Genomic DNA, 18963 nt, shown 5'->3' on the forward strand with positions numbered 1-18963 from the left:
ACGTCCGTCGTCATTGCCGGACATAACCGGTCGAAGCTCGCCTATGCCTCGGCAATCGAGCCTATCGTAAGACTCTTCAAGATGGATGGCAGGTCAAGCCCGCATGACCGGTGGGTCCGATTGGGCGCGGTCTATTCCGCCGCGCCGCGACGCAAATCGGCCTCGATCAGCAACCGGGAGCCGCCACCGAAGCGCGACCGGTAAACCTGCAGGTTTTCCATGATGCGCTGGACATAGTTGCGGGTCTCGGAGAACGGAATCCGTTCGACCCAGTCGATCGCATCGACATTCGGATCGCGCGGATCACCGTAACGCGCAATCCATTTCCGCACGCTGCCACGGCCGGCGTTATAGCCGGCGAAGGTCATGATGTAGGAGCCGCGATAGTCGTCGATCAGGCCGCCGAGTTCGGCGGCACCGAGCGTCGCGTTATAGGACGAGTCGTTCTTCAGCCGGCTGAGATCGAAGGCCGCTCCGTATTTTTTGGTGACGTACTTTGCCGCGTCGGGTGTGACCTGCATCAGGCCGTAAGCTTTCGCCGGGGACACGACGCTCGGGTTGAACCCACTTTCCTGACGCGCGATGGCGAACACGATGGCTTTCTCGACCTTCGGTCCGATGTCCTTGTATGGCGGAATTCCCGTCACCGGGTAGGCGTAGTGGTCGAACGGCAATCCGCGATTGAGAGCAGCCTTGCCGATCAGCAGCAAACCCCGGGCGTCGTGATTGCGCTCGGCCACTTCGCACAATGCGAGAAGCGCGTCCTGATCGGCCTTGTCGCCCATGTCCGCGAGGATCGGAACGGCAGCGTCCTCCTCGTCCAGTGCGTAGAGCAACGCGAGCGCGCGCACGATTTCGAGGCGTTCACCGCCATGCGAGCGGCCCGGTGGCCCGTTGATGCCGATCTGCGGCAGGCCCAGTTTGGCGCGGGCCAACTGGCCGTAATAGCTCGTCGCGTGTGCGGCCGCCGCCTGATAGGCGCCGCGCGCTTCCTGTGAGCGGCCGGCAGCTTCCGCTGCGCGGCCCTGCCAATAGCCGGCGCGGGCGAGGGCTGTCGGGTTAGCGGTGTTCACACCGATGCGGGCGAAATGCTGCGCGGCGGTGGCAGGATCGTGCAGGAAGCGCAGGGCGATCCAGCCGGCGGTGAACTGATGCTGCGTCTTGTAGACTGCGCGCTCCGGCACGGCGGCATCGCGTGCCACCAGATAGGCCATCTTGTTGTCGCCCTTGTCGAGCAATTCGCGGGCGAGAACCCGGCGCTCGATCCACCATTCGTTGGTGTTGATGATCCGCGCCGGTTCACGCGGTGCATGAAGCATCAGCCGGCCGGCTTCGGCGATTTCATCCTTGCGCCGCAGATACTGGATCCTGCTCAGGATGTAGATGGCGTCGCCGTGCAGTTGCGACGGTACGGCATCGAGCAAAGCGTGTGCATTGGAGGCTCGCTTGTCGACCGCGATGCGTGCCTTGACCAGCGCAACGTAGCCCGCGCCAAGCCGTTTCGCGGCGCGCAACGCAGCTGTGTATTCATTGTCGTAGAGCAGCATGTCCATGCGGGCGCGGTCGTCGCCACGATCGATGAGTGCGCCGAACATCTCGCGCGCGGTTTCCTCGGTGGTCTCAGGGAATGAATCGTTGCGCCATGCATCGCTGACCAGCCGTTCCGCGCCGCGCCGGTCGCCGCGGGCGAGCAGGACGCGGGCCAGCATGAATTTGCCTTTAGCAATCTCCGGCTGTTCGTTGCCGAAGAAAGCAAGAACCGTGGCATCGTCGCGCTTGTCGTCCCACAGCGCGGATTCCCCACGGCGACGAAGGAAGGATTGGCTCGGCCAACTCGGGTTGGCGGCCATGAAGGCGAGATAGCGGTCAGACGATGCGCCATTGTCGGGACTACGCAGAATGATCCATTCGGACAATTTGCGCGCGACCGGATCGCTGATGGATGTCTGCAGCTGGGTCGCGCTCTGAGCCTTGCCGGCGCGCGCCAGTTCGATGATCTGTTTCAGCGCCGTCATGTCGGCGCGCGATGTCGAGGATGTCGGCGCGACCGCCAGCGGAGCGGATGGCTTTTTCGGCACGGCGACGCGCGGCGGCACCACGGGCGTCGCCGGTACAGCCGGCGAGACCGGCGATGTCCCCTTGGCCAGGGACTGGGGCGCGGGAAGCTTGGCGATCGGCGGCGGCGTTTGCGGTACGACGCTTCGCGGGACCGGCCGCGGTTTCGGCATGGGCACGGCCCATGCGACCAGCGGCGCAGCCAGCATAATGCTGACGGCTGCAAGCATTGTGATCGGGCGAGGCAGACACTGTCGGGCAAATGGCGTCACGGCGTTCCCCGGCGGCGAATCATGAAAGGCTGCTGTTTCAGGTGTATTTCATTGATTGTGTGGACAAAACGCTAAATGTGTTAGACTGGTCATAATGCCGCGACACCGCGGCGAAATCGCGGCTTCCGCATGTCCATCATGATGCGTGCGCCGACGGTCTTGCCGGTCTTTCATCGTGGCGTGGAACTCGTTATCAAGTCGCCAACAGCCGGCAATGAATGGGCCGGCAAGAATGAAGTTTTCGGAGAATGACCATGGCAGCCAAGACGAATTTTCGGGGATCCTATACCGCCTTGGTCACCCCCTTCAAAAACGGCTCGGTCGATGAAACTGCGTTCCGCGGTCTGGTAAGCTGGCAGATCGAGGAGGGCACGCATGGCCTGGTTCCCGTCGGCACGACCGGCGAAAGCCCGACCGTGAGCCATGACGAACACAAGCGCGTCGTTGAATGGTGCATCGACGAGGCGAAGGGCCGGGTTCCGGTCATCGCCGGCGCCGGTTCGAACTCTACCAAGGAGGCGATCGAACTCGCACAGCACGCCGAGAAGGCGGGTGCGGATGCCGTCCTCGTGGTGACACCGTACTACAACAAGCCGAACCAGGAAGGGCTGTATCAGCACTTCAAGGCGATCAACGATACGATCGGGATTCCGATCATCATCTATAACATCCCGGGTCGCTCGATCGTCGACATGTCCGTCGACACGATGGCGCGGCTATATGAGTTGAAGAATATCGCGGGCGTGAAGGACGCGACCGCGAACATGGTCCGCGTATCGCAGCAACGCGCGGCGATGGGTGAGGACTTCAACCAGCTGTCGGGCGAGGATGCCACGGTGCTCGGCTACATGGCTCACGGCGGCCACGGCTGCATTTCGGTGACATCGAATGTCGCGCCGCGGCTGTGTGCGGAATTCCATACTGCGGTGATGCGCGGCGACTATGCGGCGGCGCTCAAGGTCCACGACAAGCTGATGCCTCTCCACGTCAATCTTTTCATGGAGCCGAACCCGGCGCCGGTGAAGTACGCATTGTCGTTGCTCGGCAAAATGTCCGACAAGATGCGTTTGCCGATGGTGCCGGTATCTGAACCGACCAAGGAAGCTGTGCGCAGCGCCATGGTCCACGCGGGTCTCATCAACTAGATCGTAATCGCAAATGGGAGGCTGCCTGTGCTGAAGGAATTCCGTGATTTTGCCATGAAAGGCAACGTGGTCGACCTCGCTGTCGCCGTTATCATCGGCGCAGCATTCGGCGCAATCGTCAGTTCGATGGTAGCTGATATCATCATGCCGATCATCGGCGCGATCACCGGCGGCCTCGATTTTTCGAATTACTTCACTGGTCTGTCGGCATCCGTGACAGCGACCAACCTTGCCGACGCGAAGAAGCAGGGCGCGGTGCTGGCCTGGGGCAACTTCCTGACGCTGACGCTCAACTTCATCATTGTCGCTTTTGTGCTGTTCATGGTGATCCGCCTGATGAGCAAGCTGAAGCGGGAGAAGCCTGCCGTCGAAGAGGCGCCGAAGCTGACCAAGGATCAGGAACTCCTTGTCGAGATTCGCGATCTGCTGAAGGCGAAATAACTCGACATTCAACTGGTGCGGCTGCCCGGGCAGCCGCACTCTTGAAAAATCAACTGTATCTTGCGCACGGCCGGCAAAGGCCGCGCGAAGGGCTTTTCTGTTATGGCCGAAAAAAAAGAGCGTCCGATCAAGGTCGTGGCCGAGAACCGCAAGGCCCGGTTCAACTATGCCATCGAGGATACCGTTGAGGCCGGCGTGATGCTGACCGGCACCGAGGTGAAATCCGCCCGCAACGGCAAATCGACGATTGCGGAGTCCTATGCGGATTCAAAGGGCGGCGAGATCTGGCTCGTCAACGCCAACATCCCCGAATATCTGCAGGCTAACCGCTTCAATCATGAGCCGAAGCGCCCGCGCAAACTGCTGCTTCATCGCAAGCAGATCAACAAGCTGATCGGCGCCATCGAGCGCGAGGGAATGACCCTGATTCCGTTGAAGATGTATTTCAACGAGCAGGGCCGTCTCAAACTTCAGCTTGCGCTGGCGAAGGGCAAGAAGATGCATGACAAGCGCGAAACCGAGAAGAAGCGCGACTGGGCGCGAGAGAAGGGCCGCTTGTTGCGGGCGAGAGGATGACATCAGCCAATCAGCCGAATTTGCACGACGTGGACTGGAGCAAGATTCCGGCGCCACCCGATGATGGCGCGGCCGATCACCTGAAAGGCGCGCGGGTTGCGCCGGTGGCATTGCTCGCCACCGACGGATCGTCGATCACGCTCGCCGATGTGCCGGGACGTATCGTTGTGTTCGCCTATCCGCGCACCGGGGAGCCGGGCAAGATCAGTCTCGTCGACGATTGGGACATGATCCCGGGCGCGCGCGGCTGCACGCCGCAGACCTGTTCGTTCCGCGATCTGGCTGGTGAGTTGAAGGCCGCCGGCGCGACGAGGGTGTTCGGCCTGTCGACGCAGGATACAGAGTACCAGCGCGAGATGACCGAACGGCTCCACGTGCCGTTTCCGGTGTTGTCCGACAGTGAATTGAAACTGGCTCGCGCCATGAACCTGCCAACCATGGAAGCTGCCGGCCTGACGCTGCTCAAGCGCATGGCGTTGGTGATCGATGACGCGATAATCACCCATGTGTTCTATCCGGTGTTTCCGCCGGACCGGAACGCCGCGGACGTGCTCGCATGGCTCAAGGATAATCCGCGCTGACGTCAGATTGACGGGCGTGGAATTGGCGGCCGTGCCCGTCAGATATTGTCTGCGCGTTTGTTACGAGCCCCGGAAGGGCGAGCGCGTTTTTTGGCTCGCGCATTTTTGACACTCTTTTTTTGCGAGTGCTTGTCCCGGTTGCGGGTACTGCGCTCCTGCGGAGCGCTTCTTTCAGATTTTTTGGAACGCCATGTTTGGCGAGAAGGTCCGCGAAAGCTTCGTCGGCCAAATCCTGTATGTCACCCATACGATCACGCCCGATGTCACCCATACGATCACGCCCGAGTTGCACGAGCGCGTGCCAGGTTTCGTCGTCGAATGCGATCAGCTTGCGCGCCATGGCGCCCCGTCACCAAATGTTGCGCAAGCGCTCCTCAACGATACCCGCGATACTGACGACCGAATGCAACGCGCGGGTTGATATGGCAGGAGGCGACGCGCCCGGAGGCGGTCGCCATGCATTCCCTGTAGGAGCGATACTGGCAATCGCCCGGGCTGCCGGTGCCGCGCGAGACCAGACAATAGGGATAATCGCGGGCACTGGCCGGGGTGGTTTCGATGACGGTAAACCCGGCGACGATTGCGAGGGCTGCGAGCATGAGTTTCATGGCGTCGTTCCTGTAACCGGAGGACGCGGGCGGAGTTGAAAATGAATTGGCGTACTCGCGCCGGTCCTGCAATGGCAACGTGTCGAAATTCAACGGAAATCCGGACCCTTCGTTCCACTGAGACATCCGTCAGGCTGACAGGTGACTCCGCACGCTGGCGAACACCGACCGGAACATCTCGGGTGTCAAACGCCGTGTGTTCGTGTTGTAGCGCGAGCAGTGGTAGCTATCGAACAGGCGCAGCCGGCCGGCCTGGAATTCGGCGCCGTGGCCGAACGGAACGTCCGCCGCGCGCAGGCCCAGCGCCTTCACGGTTGAGTCGTGGGAGATTCGCCCCAGCAGCACGATCGCACGCAGATCCGGCATCTCGTCGAACGTCGCTTTTAGAAACGATCGGCAGGTGTGGATTTCGGTAGGCAGGGGCTTGTTCTGCGGCGGCACGCAGCGCACCGCGTTGCTGATGCGGCAGTCGGTCAACGTCATGCCATCGTCAGGCCGGGCATCGTAGTGACCTTGCGCGAATCCGAATTCGCTCAAGGTCGCGTAGAGGAGGTCGCCGGCATAATCGCCAGTGAATGGCCGTCCGGTGCGGTTGGCGCCCTGCATGCCGGGAGCGAGGCCGACGATCAGCAGTCGCGCATTCTCCGGGCCGAACGACGGCACCGGCGCGTTGAACCAGCCGGGATGGGCATCGCGGTTGGCCTGACGGTAATCTGCGAGCCGCGGGCAGAGCGGGCAGTCTCGTCCGGGCTCGATGCCTGATTGAACGGGATTGGATTGAACCGGGCCGGCGCCTGAGCGCCGGCTTCGTTTCGTCCTGTCCTCAATCGTCAAACTCTTCGTCATCGCCCCGTGGTGCAATCGTGCTCGTCGCCCGCTGCAGGAATTGCGGCGTGTGCTGGCGCGGTTCGCGCGGAGCCGAGCGTTCGCCCGGATCGCGGCCGAGTTTGGATTGTAGCTGCACCAGATCGGTAAAGACATCCGCCTGACGGCGCAATTCGTCAGCGATCATGGGCGGCTGGCTCGAAATGGTCGAGATCACCGTCACGCGTACACCGCGCCGCTGCACCGCTTCGACCAGCGAACGAAAGTCGCCGTCTCCGGAAAACAGCACCATCTGGTCGATGTGCTCGGCCAGTTCCATGGCATCGACTGCGAGTTCGATGTCCATATTGCCCTTGACCTTGCGGCGGCCGCTGGCGTCGATGAACTCCTTGGTCGCCTTGGTGACGACGGTATAGCCATTGTAATCGAGCCAGTCGATCAACGGACGGATCGATGAATACTCCTGATCCTCGATGATCGCCGTGTAGTAGAATGCCCGAACCAGAGTTCCACGGGATTGGAATTCCGTCAGCAGACGTTTGTAGTCGATGTCAAAACCCAGCGTCTTGGCAGTCGCGTAAAGATTTGCTCCGTCAATGAATAGGGCAATCTTGTTTGAGGCGGCAGCAGGCATCAGTTTGTTCTCACGCTGTTGTTGAAACATTTTTGGCGCGGTGAAAAATCACCACGCATTCCCATCATCTAAGTCTTCTGGTGTGCGCGCGTCCTTTGCCCTTCTGGGAGAGGAACGACGCGGAGCGGGCGGTATTCGTCCCCGGACCGCCACATTGATGAAGCAATGAAGCGATTTCTTGTCCATGGGACGATTTGCCCCGACGTTGACTGCTGTTTGCCCGGTCTTGTGAATGGCGGCAAGAACCTTGTTTTTCATTGGAAGTCGGCTGCCGGTTTCGGCAGTGCGAAAAATTGCCTGTTGCGGTTTGTGCTTAATCGCTATACCAACCGCGCATATCGGGACATATTCGGGTTAACTCACGGAGCGACATTTCATGGCGCGCGTCACTGTCGAAGACTGCATTGATAAGGTCGATAATCGTTTTGACCTGGTTCTGCTGGCCGCCCACCGGGCGCGCATGATTTCATCGGGTTCCCAGATCACGATCGACCGTGATAATGACAAGAATCCGGTAGTTTCGCTACGCGAAATCGCTGATCAGACCATTTCCCCAGAGGATTTGCGTGAAGAGCTAGTTCATTCCTTGCAGAAGTTCGTCGAAGTGGACGAGCCGGAACCGGATACCATTCCGCTGATCGGATCGGCCGGCGCCAGCGTCGATGCCGACGATACCGAAGTCGCGGTCGAGCGCATGACCGAGGAAGAGCTTCTGAAGGGCCTCGAAGGCCTGGCTCCCCCGGAAGAACAGCCTGAGGAAGACGAGTAAGGCATCGGGACGGCTCCTGGGCCATCCATCCCATTAAAGGCCCGGACCGCGAGGTCCGGGCCTTTTTCGTATCGGCGCGCAGGCAATTCTGCGGCCCTTGCATTCATTGAGATTTTTTCCTGCTTCCTTGCGGTCGGCCCTTAACCCAGCGATATTGTATCCACCGGTATTTTTCCGGAATCCGACCCTCCGAGGCTGCCCAGAATGGCGATTTTGCGCCGCATCATACGGCAAGTGTGGGCCACGGCCGATGCGGTCGCGGCGGCGCCAGCCGATTCTGTACCAGCGCGGCCTGCAAAGGCGCCTCGTGCCAAGATGATGCGCCAGTACGATCTGGTCGAGCGGGTGCGCGCCTATAATCCTGCCACGGACGAGGATTTGCTGAACCGCGCTTACGTCTACGCCATGGTCGCCCATGGCGAGCAGAAGAGGGCATCCGGCGATCCTTACTTCTCGCACCCGCTGGAAGTGGCTGCGATCCTGACCGACCTCAAGCTGGACGATGCGACCATCGTCGCCGCGCTGTTGCACGACACCATCGAGGACACCGAATCGACCAGGACCGAGATCGACCAGATCTTCGGCCCCGAGATCGGCGCGCTGGTGGAGGGACTGACCAAGCTGAAGCGGCTCGAGCTTGTCTCGCGCGAGGCCAAACAGGCGGAAAATCTGCGCAAGCTGCTGCTCGCGATCGCCGATGATGTGCGAGTGCTGCTGGTCAAGCTCGCCGACCGTCTCCACAACATGCGTACGCTCGAATTCGTGCCCGAAGCTTCGCGTCATCGCATCGCTGAGGAAACCCTCGATATTTATGCGCCGCTCGCCGGACGCATGGGTATGCAGGAAATGCGCGAGGAACTCGAAGACCTCGCGTTCCTTGTGCTCGATCCGGATGCGCACGCCGTCGTCACGCAGCGGCTCGATGCGCTGACCGACCGCAGCCGCAACCTGATCGGTGAGATTGAAGCGCAACTCACCGCCAACCTGAAAAAGAACGGAGTGTCGGCGCTGGTGATCGGGCGCCGCAAGCAGCCGTTCTCGATCTGGATGAAGATGGAGCGTAAATCCATCGGCTTCGAACAGCTGTCGGATATTTTCGGCTTCCGCATCGTCGTCAATAGCGTCGCCGAAGCTTATCGCACTGTCGGCATCGTCCACACCACCTGGCCGGTGGTGCCGGGGCGTTTCAAGGATTACATCTCGACGCCGAAGCAGAACGATTACCGTTCGATCCACACGACGGTGATCGGTCCGGGCAACCAGCGCGTCGAACTGCAGATTCGCACCGAGGAAATGCATCGCGTCAACGAATACGGCATCGCCGCGCACGCCTTCTACAAGGACGGCATCGGGTCGCCGACTGAATTGTTGCAACGCGAGTCGAATGCGTTCGCGTGGCTGCGGCACACGGTCGAGGTGCTTTCCGAGAGCGCAAACCCTGAGGAATTCCTCGAACACACCAAGATGGAGCTGTTCCACGACCAGGTGTTCTGCTTCACGCCGAAGGGCAAGCTGATCGCGCTGCCGCGCCGCGCCAATGTGATCGACTTCGCTTATGCGGTGCATACCGACGTCGGCAACAGTGCGGTCGGCTGCAAGATCAACGGCAAATTCGCGCCGCTGTCTTCCGAACTGGAGAATGGCGACGAGGTCGAGGTCCTGACCTCGCAGGCGCAAACGTCGCCGCCGTCGGCGTGGGAGCAACTGGCCGTCACCGGCAAGGCGCGCGCCGCGATCCGCCGCGCCACCCGCACCGCCGTACGCGATCAGTATGCCGGTCTTGGCAGGCGCATCGTCGAGCGTTTGTTCATGCGCGCCAAGATTGCCTACGCCGACGACAAGCTGAAAGGCGCGCTGCCGCGGCTCGCGCGCGCGTCGATCGACGACGTGATGGCAGCGGTCGGACGCGGCGAGATGAAGGCGTCCGATGTCGCCCGCGCGATGTACCCGGATTACAAGGAAGAGGCGCGCCTCGGCGTCAAGAAAGGCACGACGAAGAAGCCTGCGAGCACGACGAAGCCTGCGTCGACGGCGATTCCCATTCGCGGCATCAACACCGATTTGCCGGTCAAGTTCGCCCCCAACGGCGGTGCTGTGCCGGGCGACCGGATCGTCGGCATCGTCACGCCGGGCGAGGGCATCACGATCTATCCGATCCAGGCGCCGGCGCTGAAAGATTTTGAAGAGGAGCCGGAACGCTGGCTCGACGTGCGGTGGGATACCGATGAGGCGTCACCACGGCGGTTTCCGGCGCGCCTGCATGTCCAGAACGTCAACGAGCCCGGAAGTCTTGCTCAGGTCGCGGGCGTGATCGCCGAGCACGACGGCAACATCGACAACATCGGCATGAGCCGGCGCTCGCCGGATTTCACCGAACTGACCATCGACCTCGAGGTGTATGACCTCAAGCATCTCAACGCTATCATCGCGCAACTGCGCGCGAAGTCCGTCGTCGCCAGCGTCGAACGCGTCAACGGCTGATTCTGGTTCTGGGTTTATCGGGCTGTCTCATGCATCACGCTCCTCCGCTGCGCCTTGGCGTCAATGTCGATCACGTCGCGACCGTGCGAAACGCACGCGGCGGTTTCCCGCCCGATCCGGTGCGCGCGGCGCTGCTGGCGATCAAGGCCGGGGCTGACGGCATCACGGCGCATCTGCGTGAAGATCGCCGCCACATCCGCGACGACGACATGACCCGGCTGAAGAGCGAACTGTCAAAGCCCGAGATCGCGAAGCCGCTGAATTTCGAGATGGCGGCGACCGCCGAGATGATCGGCATCGCGCTGGCGACCAAGCCTCATGCAGTATGTCTCGTGCCCGAGCGCCGCACCGAGGTCACCACCGAAGGCGGGCTCGATGTCGTCGGCCAGCACAACGCGCTGGCGCCGTTCATCACCCAACTCAACGATGCCGGCATCCGTGTGTCGCTGTTCATCGCCGCCGATCCGAAGCAGATCGCGATGGCGGCGGAGCTGAAGGCACCCGTGATCGAAATCCATGTCGGCGCGTGGTGCGACGCGCTGGCCGAAGGCCAGACCCGGAAGGCCGAAGCCGAGTGGCAGCGGATCGTGACAGGCGCGGCGCAGGCGGCGTCGCTCGGTCTTGAGGTACATGCCGGGCATGGCCTCGATTATGTGACGGCTGAAACCATCGCCGCGCTGCCGCAGATCGTCGAACTCAATATCGGACATTTCCTGATCGGTGAGGCGATCTTTACCGGCCTTTCGCAGGCGGTGCGCGACATGCGAGCGGCGATGGACCGCGGTCGTAAAAAGATCGGGCCCCGCGCATGATCGTCGGCGTCGGCTCGGACCTGATCGACATCCGCCGGATCGAGAAAGTCATCGAACGCCACGGCGAGCGGTTTCTGGACCGTATTTTCACGGAGGCCGAGCGGGCCAAGGCCGAGCGGCGGGCCAAGAACCAGAAAATGGTCACGGCAACCTACGCAAAGCGATTCGCGGCCAAAGAGGCCTGTTCCAAGGCTCTGGGCACCGGGATTCGGCGCGGGGTGTGGTGGCGGGACATGGGGGTGGTCAACCTGCCGGGCGGGCGGCCGACCATGCAACTCACGGGCGGTGCGCTGATCCGGCTGGAATCGCTCATTCCGCCCGATTTTGAGGCCCGGATTGACCTGACAATCACCGACGATTGGCCGTTGGCGCAGGCTTTTGTCATCATTTCAGCGGTTCCGCTTGTCAAAGCCTGATCCGGGCCCGTCAGGGCGGACGTTTTCACCAATAAACGAAATTGTTCTTATTTATCAGGCAATTGGCAGGCAGCTGGCAACCGATCGATTGCGTGGCTTGCGACAACCGTCTAAAACCCGCGCGGGTGATTTGGCATCTCTCCAGATGCTCCCACAGGAATCAGAAGAGCATGAGTGTGACATCCGGAACCAAATCCGAAGGCGGCGTCGGCGAAACCATTCGGGTCGTCATTCACGCTCTCATCATCGCCCTCGTGATCCGGACCTTTCTGTTTCAGCCGTTCAACATTCCGTCGGGATCGATGAAGGCGACGCTGCTGGTCGGCGACTACCTGTTCGTCTCGAAGTATTCTTACGGCTACAGTCATTATTCGATCCCGCTGTCGCCGCGGATTTTCTCCGGTCGCATTTTCGGCTCGGAGCCGGAACGTGGCGATGTCGTCGTGTTCCGCCTGCCGAAGGACGACACCACCGACTACATCAAGCGCGTGATCGGCCTGCCGGGTGACCGCATCCAGGTGAAAGAGGGGCTGCTCTATATCAACAACGTGCCTGTGAAGCGCGAGCGTCTGCCTGATTTCGTCGGCGAGGATCCGTGCGGCTCGGACGCAACGGCGCGCGTGAAGCAGTGGAAGGAAACACTGCCCAACGGTGTCACCTACAAATCGCTCGATTGCGTCGACAACGGCTTCTACGACAACACCAACGTCTACACCGTACCGGCGGGCCACTTCTTTATGATGGGCGACAATCGGGACAACTCGACCGACAGCCGCGTGCTGTCAGCGGTGGGCTATGTGCCGTTCGAGAACCTGATCGGCCGCGCCCAGATGATCTTCTTCTCCATCGCGGAAGGCGAGCAGGCCTGGCAAATCTGGCGCTGGCCTGTATCGGTGCGATGGAACAGAATCTTTTCGTTCGTGCGATGAGCAGCGAGACGACAATCACGAAACCTCCGGTGGTCAAATCCCTTGATGTGACTCCAACGGAGCCCGATGTTCGGACTCTGGCGGAGTCAGCAGCCGTTGCGGAAGGTTCTGTTGTGTCCGCAGAACCGAAAGCCAAAAAGGCCGTTCGCCGGCCGAGCGCGAAGGCCATCGGCAAGGCGATTGAGCAACGGATCGGTCATACATTCGCCGATCCATCGTTGCTGGCGACCGCATTCACCCATGTGTCGGCGCTGAAATCGTCGCGCAACCGCGCCGACAGCTATCAGCGTCTCGAATTTCTCGGCGATCACGTGCTCGGCCTGATCGTGTCCGACATGCTGTATCGCGCGTTTCCGAAAGCGGACGAGGGCGAACTTTCCAAGCGCCTCGCCAATCTGGTGCGCAAGGAAGCTTGTGCCGATGTCGCAAAGTCGCTCGGCTTCAACGAAGGCATCAAGCTCGGCACCGTCGGTGCTGGCGCCGGTGCGCGCTTGAGGAATTCGGTGCTCGGCGACATTTGCGAAGCGGTGATCGGCGCGGTGTTTCTCGATGGTGGCTATGCGGCCGCGGCGCAATTCGTCGAACGTAACTGGACCGAGCGGATGCATAAGCCGATCAGGCCGCTGCGCGATCCCAAGACGGTGTTGCAGGAGTGGGCGCAGGGCAAGGGATTGCCGACGCCGGTCTATCGCGAGGTCGAGCGCACCGGCCCGCATCACGATCCACAATTCCGCGTCGCCGTCGAACTGCCCGGCCTGACCCCGGCCGAGGGTGTCGGCGGCAGCAAGCGCGCGGCGGAAAAGCTGGCGGCATCGGCGCTGCTCGCTCGCGAAGGCGTATCTGGCGGCAAAGATGGTTGAAGATTCTCCGAAGGATGCCGCACCGACCCGTTGCGGATTTGTCGCGCTGATCGGCGCACCGAATGTCGGCAAGTCCACTCTCGTCAACGCGCTGGTCGGCTCGAAGGTCACCATCGTGTCGCGCAAGGTGCAGACGACGCGCGCGCTGATCCGCGGTATCGTGATCGAGGACAATGCGCAGATCGTGCTGGTCGATACGCCCGGCATCTTCTCGCCCAAGCGCAGGCTTGACCGCGCGATGGTCTCGACCGCGTGGAGCGGGGCGCATGACGCCGATCTCGTGTGCGTGCTGATCGACGCGCGTCAGGGCATCGACGAGGAGGCGGACGCCATTTTCACCAGGCTCGCCACCGTCAAACATCCGAAGTTCTTGGTGCTGAACAAGATCGATCTGGTGCCGCGTGAACAATTGCTGGCGCTGGCGGCAGGCGCCAACGAGCGGCTTGAATTCGAGAACACCTTCATGGTGTCTGCGTTATCCGGCGACGGCGTCAATGATTTGCGCTTTGCTCTGGCGCAGGCGATGCCGGAAGGACCGTTCCACTATCCCGAAGACCAGATGTCGGATGCGCCGCTGCGTCATCTCGCGGCCGAGATCACGCGCGAGAAGATCTATCGCCATCTCCATCAGGAGTTGCCGTATCAGTCGACGGTCGAGACCGACAGCTGGACCGAGCGCAAGGACCAGTCGGTTCGCATCGAGCAGACGATTTTCGTCGAGCGCGACAGCCAGCGTAAAATCGTGCTCGGCAAGGGTGGCGCCACGATCAAGGCGATCGGCGCGGACTCGCGCAAGGAGATCGCCGAGATCGTTGGCCACCCGGTTCACCTGTTTTTGTTCGTGAAGGTGCGTGAAGGCTGGGGCGACGACCCCGAGCGCTATCGCGAAATGGGGCTGGAGTTCCCCAAGGAATGAATGGCGCTGACATGACCGTTCCAGGAAACATCCTGCGTTTTGAGGCGCTGCTGTATGCGTCGCTGCTGCTCGATACCCTGTCGGTCCCGTTTCGCGACGATACTTTTGCTGCCATTGACAGCGATATGATGGGCGCCGCCAAGTTGGTGACTGCGGCGTTTATTGTGTTGTTCGCGTTTCTGATCTGGCTGGCTGCACGGCAGCGGCGGAACTGGGCGCGCTGGATATTGTGCGTCTTGTTCGGGTTTTCGGTGGTGACGCTGATCCAGATGTTCGGTGAGGACGGGCTGGGGTTCGGAACTGCTGTCGATACCCTGTCGACGGTGCTGACTGCGGCTGGGCTGTATTTTTCCTTTACCGGCGATGCGGTGGGCTGGTTCGATCCGGCCCGCCGCACCTAGCTGCCGCAGTGTCTGCTGCGAACACCCGTGGAATCCTGTAAGTTCTGATCCATGGAATGGACCGACGAAGGCATCGTCCTGGGCGTGCGGCGGCATGGCGAAACCAGCGCGATCGTCGAGTTGCTGACGCGCTCGCACGGCCGTCACTTGGGCCTGGTGCGGGGTGGCGCGGGTTCGCGGATGCGGCCGCTGTTGCAGCCCGGCAATTCGGTGAGCGCAGCATGGCGCGCGCGGCTCGACGAGCATCTCGGATATTATCTGCTCGAGGGCACCCGGCTGCGGGCCGCGACCATGTTTGCATCCCCCCATGCGGCCTATGGCATCACGCATCTGGCCTCGCTGGCGCGGCTTTTGCCGGAGCGCGACCCGCATGAGGACATCTATGAATTGCTCGAGGGTATCCTCAACCACTTCGACGATTCAGGCGAGGCGGCGGTGCAGCTCGTCAGGTTCGAACTGGCGATGCTCACCGAGCTCGGTTTCGGACTCGATCTTTCGGCCTGCGCGTCGACCGGCGCGACCGGTGATTTGATCTACGTGTCGCCGAAATCCGGCAACGCAGTGTCGCGCACGGCCGGTGAACCATGGCGGGACAAGCTGCTGCGGCTGCCGCCGTTTCTGCGCGAGGACGGCGGGGGGGGCAACGGCTGGACGCTCGACGATCTGCATGACGGCTTCCGGCTGACCGGGCTGTTTCTGCTGCGCAACGTGCTGGAGCCGCGCGGGCAGGGCCATTCCGATGCGCGGGACGGTTTCATCGCGGCGGTGACCCGGCCGCGCGCAAAAGCGATCATGACATGACGCGCCGGTTGCGGATTAAAAAAGGGACCGGAAAATCCGGTCCCTTTTGCGATTTATGATTGGCTGCGCGCAGGTCACCAGCGGCGATAGTGGCCGCGGCGTCCGTAGTAGTAAGGACGCGGTGCATAGTAAGGACGCGGAGCATAATACGGGCCGGGCGCGTAATAACGCGGACCGGTGCGGTAGCAGCTGCGGACCCAGGCAAAACCGTTCCAGACCCGGCTGCAGACCAGGCGAACCTGCTCGGTCTGCGCGGGAGCGGTGACAGCGCCCGGCAATGTCATCGCCTCGGCACGGCTGCCGATGAGCGACCCGGCGCCGATCAGCGCCACGGCGGCGACCGCCGCGAAAATCAAACGACGCATTATATGTTTCCTCCTGGCCCACTCAAAGAAGCCCTCCGGCGGGGTGCCGGCCGATGCTTCATCATAAAATACCGCGTTTTAGCCGAATTCCAACGGCCAACCGGCAACAGTTCCGACTATCGGGAGGATTGCGGACAAGTCATGGCGGCGGCGCTACCAAGGCCCGCTTTTCTGCTCTTCCTGCCCATTGCACGCCCGGAAAGGCGCCGATTCCTGCCTTGTTCATCGACCGGACAGGAGTTAACCCCTCCCCATGGGCAAAAGACTGATTCCCCCGCAGCCGATGGACATCCAAGAGGTCGCGCTGCGCGAGGCGCTCGAGGAGCGCTATCTCGCTTATGCGCTCTCGACCATCATGCACCGGGCGTTGCCGGATGCGCGCGACGGCCTGAAGCCGGTCCATCGCCGTATCCTGTACGGGATGCGGTTGCTGCGGCTCGACCCGGGTACTCCGTTCAAGAAGTCCGCCAAGATCGTCGGCGACGTGATGGGCTCGTTCCATCCCCATGGCGACCAGTCGATCTACGACGCGCTGGTGCGCCTCGCGCAGGATTTCGCTTCGCGGTATCCGCTGATCGACGGGCAGGGCAATTTCGGCAACATCGACGGAGATAACCCGGCCGCTTACCGCTACACCGAAGCGCGCATGACCGAGGTCGCGCGGCTGCTGCTCGAAGGCATCGACGAGGACGCGGTCGAATTCCGCGCCAACTACGACGGCCAGACGAAAGAGCCGGTGGTTCTTCCGGGCGCGTTTCCGAATCTTCTGGCCAACGGCGCGCAGGGCATCGCGGTCGGCATGGCTACCGCGATCCCGCCGCACAATGCCGCTGAGCTGTGCGACGCCGCGCTGCATTTGATCGACAAACCGGCGACGAAGACGCGCGGCCTGCTGCGCTACGTCAAGGGTCCGGATTTTCCGACCGGCGGCATCGTCGTCGACTCCCAGGATGCGATCGCCGAGTCTTACACCACCGGCCGCGGCGCGTTTCGCGTTCGCGCCAAGTGGCATCAGGAAGAGGGCGCGCGCGGCACCTGGAATATCGTCGTCACCGAAATTCCGTGGCTGGTGCAGAAATCGCGCCTGATCGAACGCATCGCCGAACTGCTCAACGAGAAGAAGCTGCTGCTGGTCGGTGACATTCGCGACGAGTCGGCGGAAGACGTGCGCATCGTCATCGAGCCGAAGTCGCGCAACGTCGATCCAGAAGTGCTGATGGAGACGCTGTTCAAGCAGACTGAGCTTGAAAGCCGTATCTCGCTCAATCTCAACGTGCTGGTGAAGGGCCGCATCCCCAAGGTGCTTGGCCTTGCGGAATGTTTGCGCGAATGGCTCGATCATCTGCGCGACGTGCTGCTGCGCCGCGCCAATTACCGCAAGGTCCAGATCGAGAACCGTCTCGAAGTGCTGGGCGGCTATCTGATCGCCTATCTGAACCTCGATAAGGTCATCAAGATCATCCGCACCGAGGATGAGCCGAAGCCGGTGTTGATCAGGACCTTCAAGCTCACCGACGTGCAGGCCGACGCGATCCTCAACATGCGCCTGCGCAGCTTGCGCAAGCTCGAGGAAATGGAAATCCGCGGCGAGGACAAGAATCTGCGCGCCGAGCTGAAAAGCCTCAAGGCGGTGATCGCTTCCGAGGACGAGCAGTGGAAGAAGGTCGGCGAGGGCATCAGGAAGGTGCGCGATACCTTCGGGCCGAAGACGCCGCTCGGCAAGCGCCGCACCCAGTTTGCAGACGCGCCGGAGCACGATCTCGCCGCCATCGAGGAAGCGCTGGTCGAGCGTGAGCCGATCACGGTCGTGGTGTCCGACAAGGGCTGGGTCCGCACGCTGAAAGGCCACGTCGAGGATCTGTCAAACCTGTCGTTCAAGACCGACGACAGTCTCGGCTACGCGTTCTTCGCCGAAAGCACTTCGAAGCTGATGCTGTTCGCCACCAACGGGCGTTTCTATACGCTCGATGCGCAGAAGCTGCCGGGCGGACGCGGCCATGGCGATCCGATCCGCATGTTCATCGACATGGAGGGCGACGCCAACATCGTGTCGCTGTTCGTCAATACCGGAGGCCGCAAGTTCCTTGTGGCGAGCCATGACGGGCAGGGGTTTGTCGTCAACGAGGATGATTGCGTCGCCAATACCCGCAAGGGCAAGCAGGTGCTGAATGTCACCTCGCCGAATGAAGCGGCGGCCTTGACCGAGGTTGCCGGCGACACCGTTGCCGTGATCGGCGAAAACCGCAAGATGCTGGTATTCCCGCTCGATCAGGTGCCGGAAATGGCGCGGGGCCGCGGCGTGCGGCTGCAACGCTACAAGAACGGCGGCCTGTCGGACGTGATCACCTTTGTCGCCAAGGACGGCCTGACCTGGCGGGATTCGGCGGGACGCGAGTTCAGCGCAAGTTGGAAAGAATTGACCGAGTGGCGCGGCAACCGTGCCGATGCCGGCCGCTTGCCGCCGCGTGGCTTCCCGACGTCGAACAAGTTCGGCAAGAAGATCGGGTGACGGTCCGCGTTCCTCACAGTACGCTGTGCGCGTCTGCTTGAAGGAATGCGTGACATGGTTCGTTACAACGAAATCCGCGAGGGCGAAGTGGCGGTGACGCCACCGCCGGCGACCGACGCCGGACTGGTGTTCATCGGACGCATCCACACGCCATGGAGCGATCGGATGAAAACGCCACGGCAGGGCCGGCACGACGGGCCGGTGTGCCGGATCGAGATTTTCGATCCATGGGTGCCGGCGCTGAAGGGCATCGAGCGATTCACGCAAGTCGAGGTGCTGTACTGGCTGCATGAGTCGCGGCGCGACCTCGTGCTGCAAAGCCCGGCCAGCGACACGAATCTGCACGGAACCTTTTCGCTGCGCTCGCCGGTGCGGCCCAATCCGATCGGGACGTCGGTTGCCAAATTCATCGGGGTCGAAGGCAACACCGTGCTGGTGCGCGGCCTCGATTGCCTCGATGGCACGCCGCTGATCGACCTCAAGCCCGACCGTTGCCAGTTCACTCCGGTCGCGCCTCCGCAATCCGGAGATTTCGAAACGGAGGGCGGGGGAAGTTCATCCGTGTGA

22 protein-coding genes are annotated in these 18963 nt (G+C 61.9%); 16 read left to right on the forward strand and 6 right to left on the reverse strand.

Going from position 1 to position 18963, the window contains the following annotated elements; translation table 11 throughout:
* Nucleotides 1–131: 131 nt before the first annotated feature.
* Nucleotides 132–2285 (reverse strand): lytic transglycosylase domain-containing protein, encoded by a 2154-nt coding sequence (locus ASC80_RS05265; protein WP_056293536.1) that lies wholly within the window; start codon nucleotides 2283–2285, stop codon nucleotides 132–134.
* A 171-nt stretch (nucleotides 2286–2456) separates the two neighbouring features.
* Here ASC80_RS05265 and ASC80_RS24525 point away from each other — a divergent pair, with 171 nt between their 5' ends.
* The 5 genes from ASC80_RS24525 to ASC80_RS05285 all read left to right on the forward strand — a co-directional run bounded on the left by ASC80_RS24525 (nucleotide 2457) and on the right by ASC80_RS05285 (nucleotide 5070).
* Nucleotides 2457–2579, forward strand: coding sequence for a hypothetical protein (locus ASC80_RS24525; protein ID WP_283805034.1), 123 nt, complete (start codon nucleotides 2457–2459; stop codon nucleotides 2577–2579).
* A 2-nt stretch (nucleotides 2580–2581) separates the two neighbouring features.
* Nucleotides 2582–3472, forward strand: a complete 891-nt coding sequence (gene dapA, locus ASC80_RS05270) for a 4-hydroxy-tetrahydrodipicolinate synthase (RefSeq protein ID WP_056293539.1) — start codon at nucleotides 2582–2584, stop codon at nucleotides 3470–3472.
* 27 nt (nucleotides 3473–3499) lie between these two features.
* Nucleotides 3500–3913 carry a large conductance mechanosensitive channel protein MscL gene (gene mscL, locus ASC80_RS05275; RefSeq protein WP_056293541.1) on the forward strand — a complete coding sequence of 138 codons (414 nt, stop codon included), beginning with the start codon at nucleotides 3500–3502 and terminating at the stop codon, nucleotides 3911–3913.
* Nucleotides 3914–4015: 102 nt separating this feature from the next.
* Complete coding sequence (smpB, locus tag ASC80_RS05280) at nucleotides 4016–4489, forward strand: SsrA-binding protein SmpB (RefSeq protein ID WP_056295639.1); 474 nt, start codon at nucleotides 4016–4018, stop codon at nucleotides 4487–4489.
* Entirely contained in the window at nucleotides 4486–5070 is a 585-nt protein-coding gene (locus ASC80_RS05285) for a peroxiredoxin (RefSeq protein ID WP_056293543.1), read from the forward strand. The genes smpB and ASC80_RS05285 overlap by 4 nt, the downstream gene beginning before the upstream one ends.
* On the opposite strand, the gene ASC80_RS22905 is transcribed toward ASC80_RS05285, so the two are convergent.
* The 4 genes from ASC80_RS22905 to ASC80_RS05300 all read right to left on the reverse strand — a co-directional run bounded on the left by ASC80_RS22905 (nucleotide 5051) and on the right by ASC80_RS05300 (nucleotide 7137).
* The gene (locus ASC80_RS22905) at nucleotides 5051–5410 is read right to left on the reverse strand and encodes a hypothetical protein (RefSeq protein WP_502690930.1); all 360 of its coding nucleotides are present in this window, start codon (nucleotides 5408–5410) and stop codon (nucleotides 5051–5053) included. The genes ASC80_RS05285 and ASC80_RS22905 overlap by 20 nt on opposite strands.
* Before the next feature lie 34 nt (nucleotides 5411–5444).
* A complete protein-coding gene (locus ASC80_RS22910; protein WP_082512476.1) occupies nucleotides 5445–5678 on the reverse strand; it encodes a DUF3551 domain-containing protein in 234 nt (77 codons plus the stop codon).
* Nucleotides 5679–5807: 129 nt separating this feature from the next.
* Entirely contained in the window at nucleotides 5808–6524 is a 717-nt protein-coding gene (locus ASC80_RS05295) for a uracil-DNA glycosylase (protein ID WP_056293548.1), read from the reverse strand.
* The gene (locus ASC80_RS05300; protein ID WP_056295642.1) at nucleotides 6502–7137 is read right to left on the reverse strand and encodes a LabA-like NYN domain-containing protein; all 636 of its coding nucleotides are present in this window, start codon (nucleotides 7135–7137) and stop codon (nucleotides 6502–6504) included. Before ASC80_RS05300 ends, ASC80_RS05295 begins: the two co-directional genes overlap by 23 nt.
* A 376-nt stretch (nucleotides 7138–7513) precedes the next feature.
* Between ASC80_RS05300 and rpoZ the strand changes: the two genes are divergently transcribed.
* From rpoZ to recO, 9 genes are all read left to right on the forward strand, one after another.
* The gene (gene rpoZ / locus ASC80_RS05305; protein WP_056293550.1) at nucleotides 7514–7906 is read left to right on the forward strand and encodes a DNA-directed RNA polymerase subunit omega; all 393 of its coding nucleotides are present in this window, start codon (nucleotides 7514–7516) and stop codon (nucleotides 7904–7906) included.
* A 204-nt stretch (nucleotides 7907–8110) separates the two neighbouring features.
* Entirely contained in the window at nucleotides 8111–10387 is a 2277-nt protein-coding gene (locus ASC80_RS05310; protein WP_056293552.1) for a RelA/SpoT family protein, read from the forward strand.
* Between the two features lie 29 nt (nucleotides 10388–10416).
* On the forward strand, nucleotides 10417–11199 hold the full coding sequence (locus ASC80_RS05315; protein ID WP_056293554.1) for a pyridoxine 5'-phosphate synthase: 783 nt from the start codon (nucleotides 10417–10419) through the stop codon (nucleotides 11197–11199).
* A complete protein-coding gene (acpS, locus tag ASC80_RS05320) occupies nucleotides 11196–11615 on the forward strand; it encodes a holo-ACP synthase (RefSeq protein ID WP_056293560.1) in 420 nt (139 codons plus the stop codon). Before ASC80_RS05315 ends, acpS begins: the two co-directional genes overlap by 4 nt.
* A 170-nt stretch (nucleotides 11616–11785) precedes the next feature.
* The gene (lepB, locus tag ASC80_RS05325; protein WP_056293564.1) at nucleotides 11786–12544 is read left to right on the forward strand and encodes a signal peptidase I; all 759 of its coding nucleotides are present in this window, start codon (nucleotides 11786–11788) and stop codon (nucleotides 12542–12544) included.
* The gene (gene rnc, locus ASC80_RS05330) at nucleotides 12541–13404 is read left to right on the forward strand and encodes a ribonuclease III (RefSeq protein WP_244487222.1); all 864 of its coding nucleotides are present in this window, start codon (nucleotides 12541–12543) and stop codon (nucleotides 13402–13404) included. The genes lepB and rnc overlap by 4 nt, the downstream gene beginning before the upstream one ends.
* Nucleotides 13397–14320: a GTPase Era gene (gene era / locus ASC80_RS05335; protein ID WP_056293566.1), complete on the forward strand. Its 924-nt coding sequence runs from the start codon at nucleotides 13397–13399 to the stop codon at nucleotides 14318–14320. The genes rnc and era overlap by 8 nt, the downstream gene beginning before the upstream one ends.
* An 11-nt stretch (nucleotides 14321–14331) precedes the next feature.
* Entirely contained in the window at nucleotides 14332–14721 is a 390-nt protein-coding gene (locus tag ASC80_RS05340) for a hypothetical protein (RefSeq protein WP_244487186.1), read from the forward strand.
* A gap of 51 nt (nucleotides 14722–14772) precedes the next feature.
* Nucleotides 14773–15522 carry a DNA repair protein RecO gene (gene recO / locus ASC80_RS05345; protein ID WP_056293580.1) on the forward strand — a complete coding sequence of 250 codons (750 nt, stop codon included), beginning with the start codon at nucleotides 14773–14775 and terminating at the stop codon, nucleotides 15520–15522.
* Between the two features lie 74 nt (nucleotides 15523–15596).
* On the opposite strand, the gene ASC80_RS05350 is transcribed toward recO, so the two are convergent.
* The gene (locus ASC80_RS05350; protein WP_056293581.1) at nucleotides 15597–15887 is read right to left on the reverse strand and encodes a hypothetical protein; all 291 of its coding nucleotides are present in this window, start codon (nucleotides 15885–15887) and stop codon (nucleotides 15597–15599) included.
* Between the two features lie 253 nt (nucleotides 15888–16140).
* Here ASC80_RS05350 and parC point away from each other — a divergent pair, with 253 nt between their 5' ends.
* Nucleotides 16141–18396, forward strand: a complete 2256-nt coding sequence (gene parC, locus ASC80_RS05355; RefSeq protein ID WP_056293585.1) for a DNA topoisomerase IV subunit A — start codon at nucleotides 16141–16143, stop codon at nucleotides 18394–18396.
* A 54-nt stretch (nucleotides 18397–18450) separates the two neighbouring features.
* Entirely contained in the window at nucleotides 18451–18963 is a 513-nt protein-coding gene (tsaA, locus tag ASC80_RS05360; RefSeq protein WP_056295646.1) for a tRNA (N6-threonylcarbamoyladenosine(37)-N6)-methyltransferase TrmO, read from the forward strand.

The organism is Afipia sp. Root123D2 (genome assembly GCF_001425835.1).
Taxonomy (GTDB): Bacteria; Pseudomonadota; Alphaproteobacteria; order Rhizobiales; family Xanthobacteraceae; genus Afipia.

Excerpts from the sequence above, each read along its gene's own strand:
- ASC80_RS05265 (WP_056293536.1), bottom strand. The coding sequence starts at position 2,285 with ATGCTTGCAGCCGTCAGCATTATGCTGGCTGCGCCGCTGGTCGCATGG.
- ASC80_RS24525 (WP_283805034.1), top strand. The coding sequence starts at position 2,457 with ATGTCCATCATGATGCGTGCGCCGACGGTCTTGCCGGTCTTTCATCGT.
- dapA (WP_056293539.1), top strand. The coding sequence starts at position 2,582 with ATGGCAGCCAAGACGAATTTTCGGGGATCCTATACCGCCTTGGTCACC.
- smpB (WP_056295639.1), top strand. The coding sequence starts at position 4,016 with ATGGCCGAAAAAAAAGAGCGTCCGATCAAGGTCGTGGCCGAGAACCGC.
- ASC80_RS05285 (WP_056293543.1), top strand. The coding sequence starts at position 4,486 with ATGACATCAGCCAATCAGCCGAATTTGCACGACGTGGACTGGAGCAAG.
- ASC80_RS22905 (WP_502690930.1), bottom strand. The coding sequence starts at position 5,410 with ATGGCGCGCAAGCTGATCGCATTCGACGACGAAACCTGGCACGCGCTC.
- ASC80_RS22910 (WP_082512476.1), bottom strand. The coding sequence starts at position 5,678 with ATGAAACTCATGCTCGCAGCCCTCGCAATCGTCGCCGGGTTTACCGTC.
- ASC80_RS05295 (WP_056293548.1), bottom strand. The coding sequence starts at position 6,524 with ATGACGAAGAGTTTGACGATTGAGGACAGGACGAAACGAAGCCGGCGC.
- ASC80_RS05300 (WP_056295642.1), bottom strand. The coding sequence starts at position 7,137 with ATGCCTGCTGCCGCCTCAAACAAGATTGCCCTATTCATTGACGGAGCA.
- rpoZ (WP_056293550.1), top strand. The coding sequence starts at position 7,514 with ATGGCGCGCGTCACTGTCGAAGACTGCATTGATAAGGTCGATAATCGT.
- ASC80_RS05310 (WP_056293552.1), top strand. The coding sequence starts at position 8,111 with ATGGCGATTTTGCGCCGCATCATACGGCAAGTGTGGGCCACGGCCGAT.
- ASC80_RS05315 (WP_056293554.1), top strand. The coding sequence starts at position 10,417 with ATGCATCACGCTCCTCCGCTGCGCCTTGGCGTCAATGTCGATCACGTC.
- acpS (WP_056293560.1), top strand. The coding sequence starts at position 11,196 with ATGATCGTCGGCGTCGGCTCGGACCTGATCGACATCCGCCGGATCGAG.
- lepB (WP_056293564.1), top strand. The coding sequence starts at position 11,786 with ATGAGTGTGACATCCGGAACCAAATCCGAAGGCGGCGTCGGCGAAACC.
- rnc (WP_244487222.1), top strand. The coding sequence starts at position 12,541 with ATGAGCAGCGAGACGACAATCACGAAACCTCCGGTGGTCAAATCCCTT.
- era (WP_056293566.1), top strand. The coding sequence starts at position 13,397 with ATGGTTGAAGATTCTCCGAAGGATGCCGCACCGACCCGTTGCGGATTT.
- ASC80_RS05340 (WP_244487186.1), top strand. The coding sequence starts at position 14,332 with ATGACCGTTCCAGGAAACATCCTGCGTTTTGAGGCGCTGCTGTATGCG.
- recO (WP_056293580.1), top strand. The coding sequence starts at position 14,773 with ATGGAATGGACCGACGAAGGCATCGTCCTGGGCGTGCGGCGGCATGGC.
- ASC80_RS05350 (WP_056293581.1), bottom strand. The coding sequence starts at position 15,887 with ATGCGTCGTTTGATTTTCGCGGCGGTCGCCGCCGTGGCGCTGATCGGC.
- parC (WP_056293585.1), top strand. The coding sequence starts at position 16,141 with ATGGGCAAAAGACTGATTCCCCCGCAGCCGATGGACATCCAAGAGGTC.
- tsaA (WP_056295646.1), top strand. The coding sequence starts at position 18,451 with ATGGTTCGTTACAACGAAATCCGCGAGGGCGAAGTGGCGGTGACGCCA.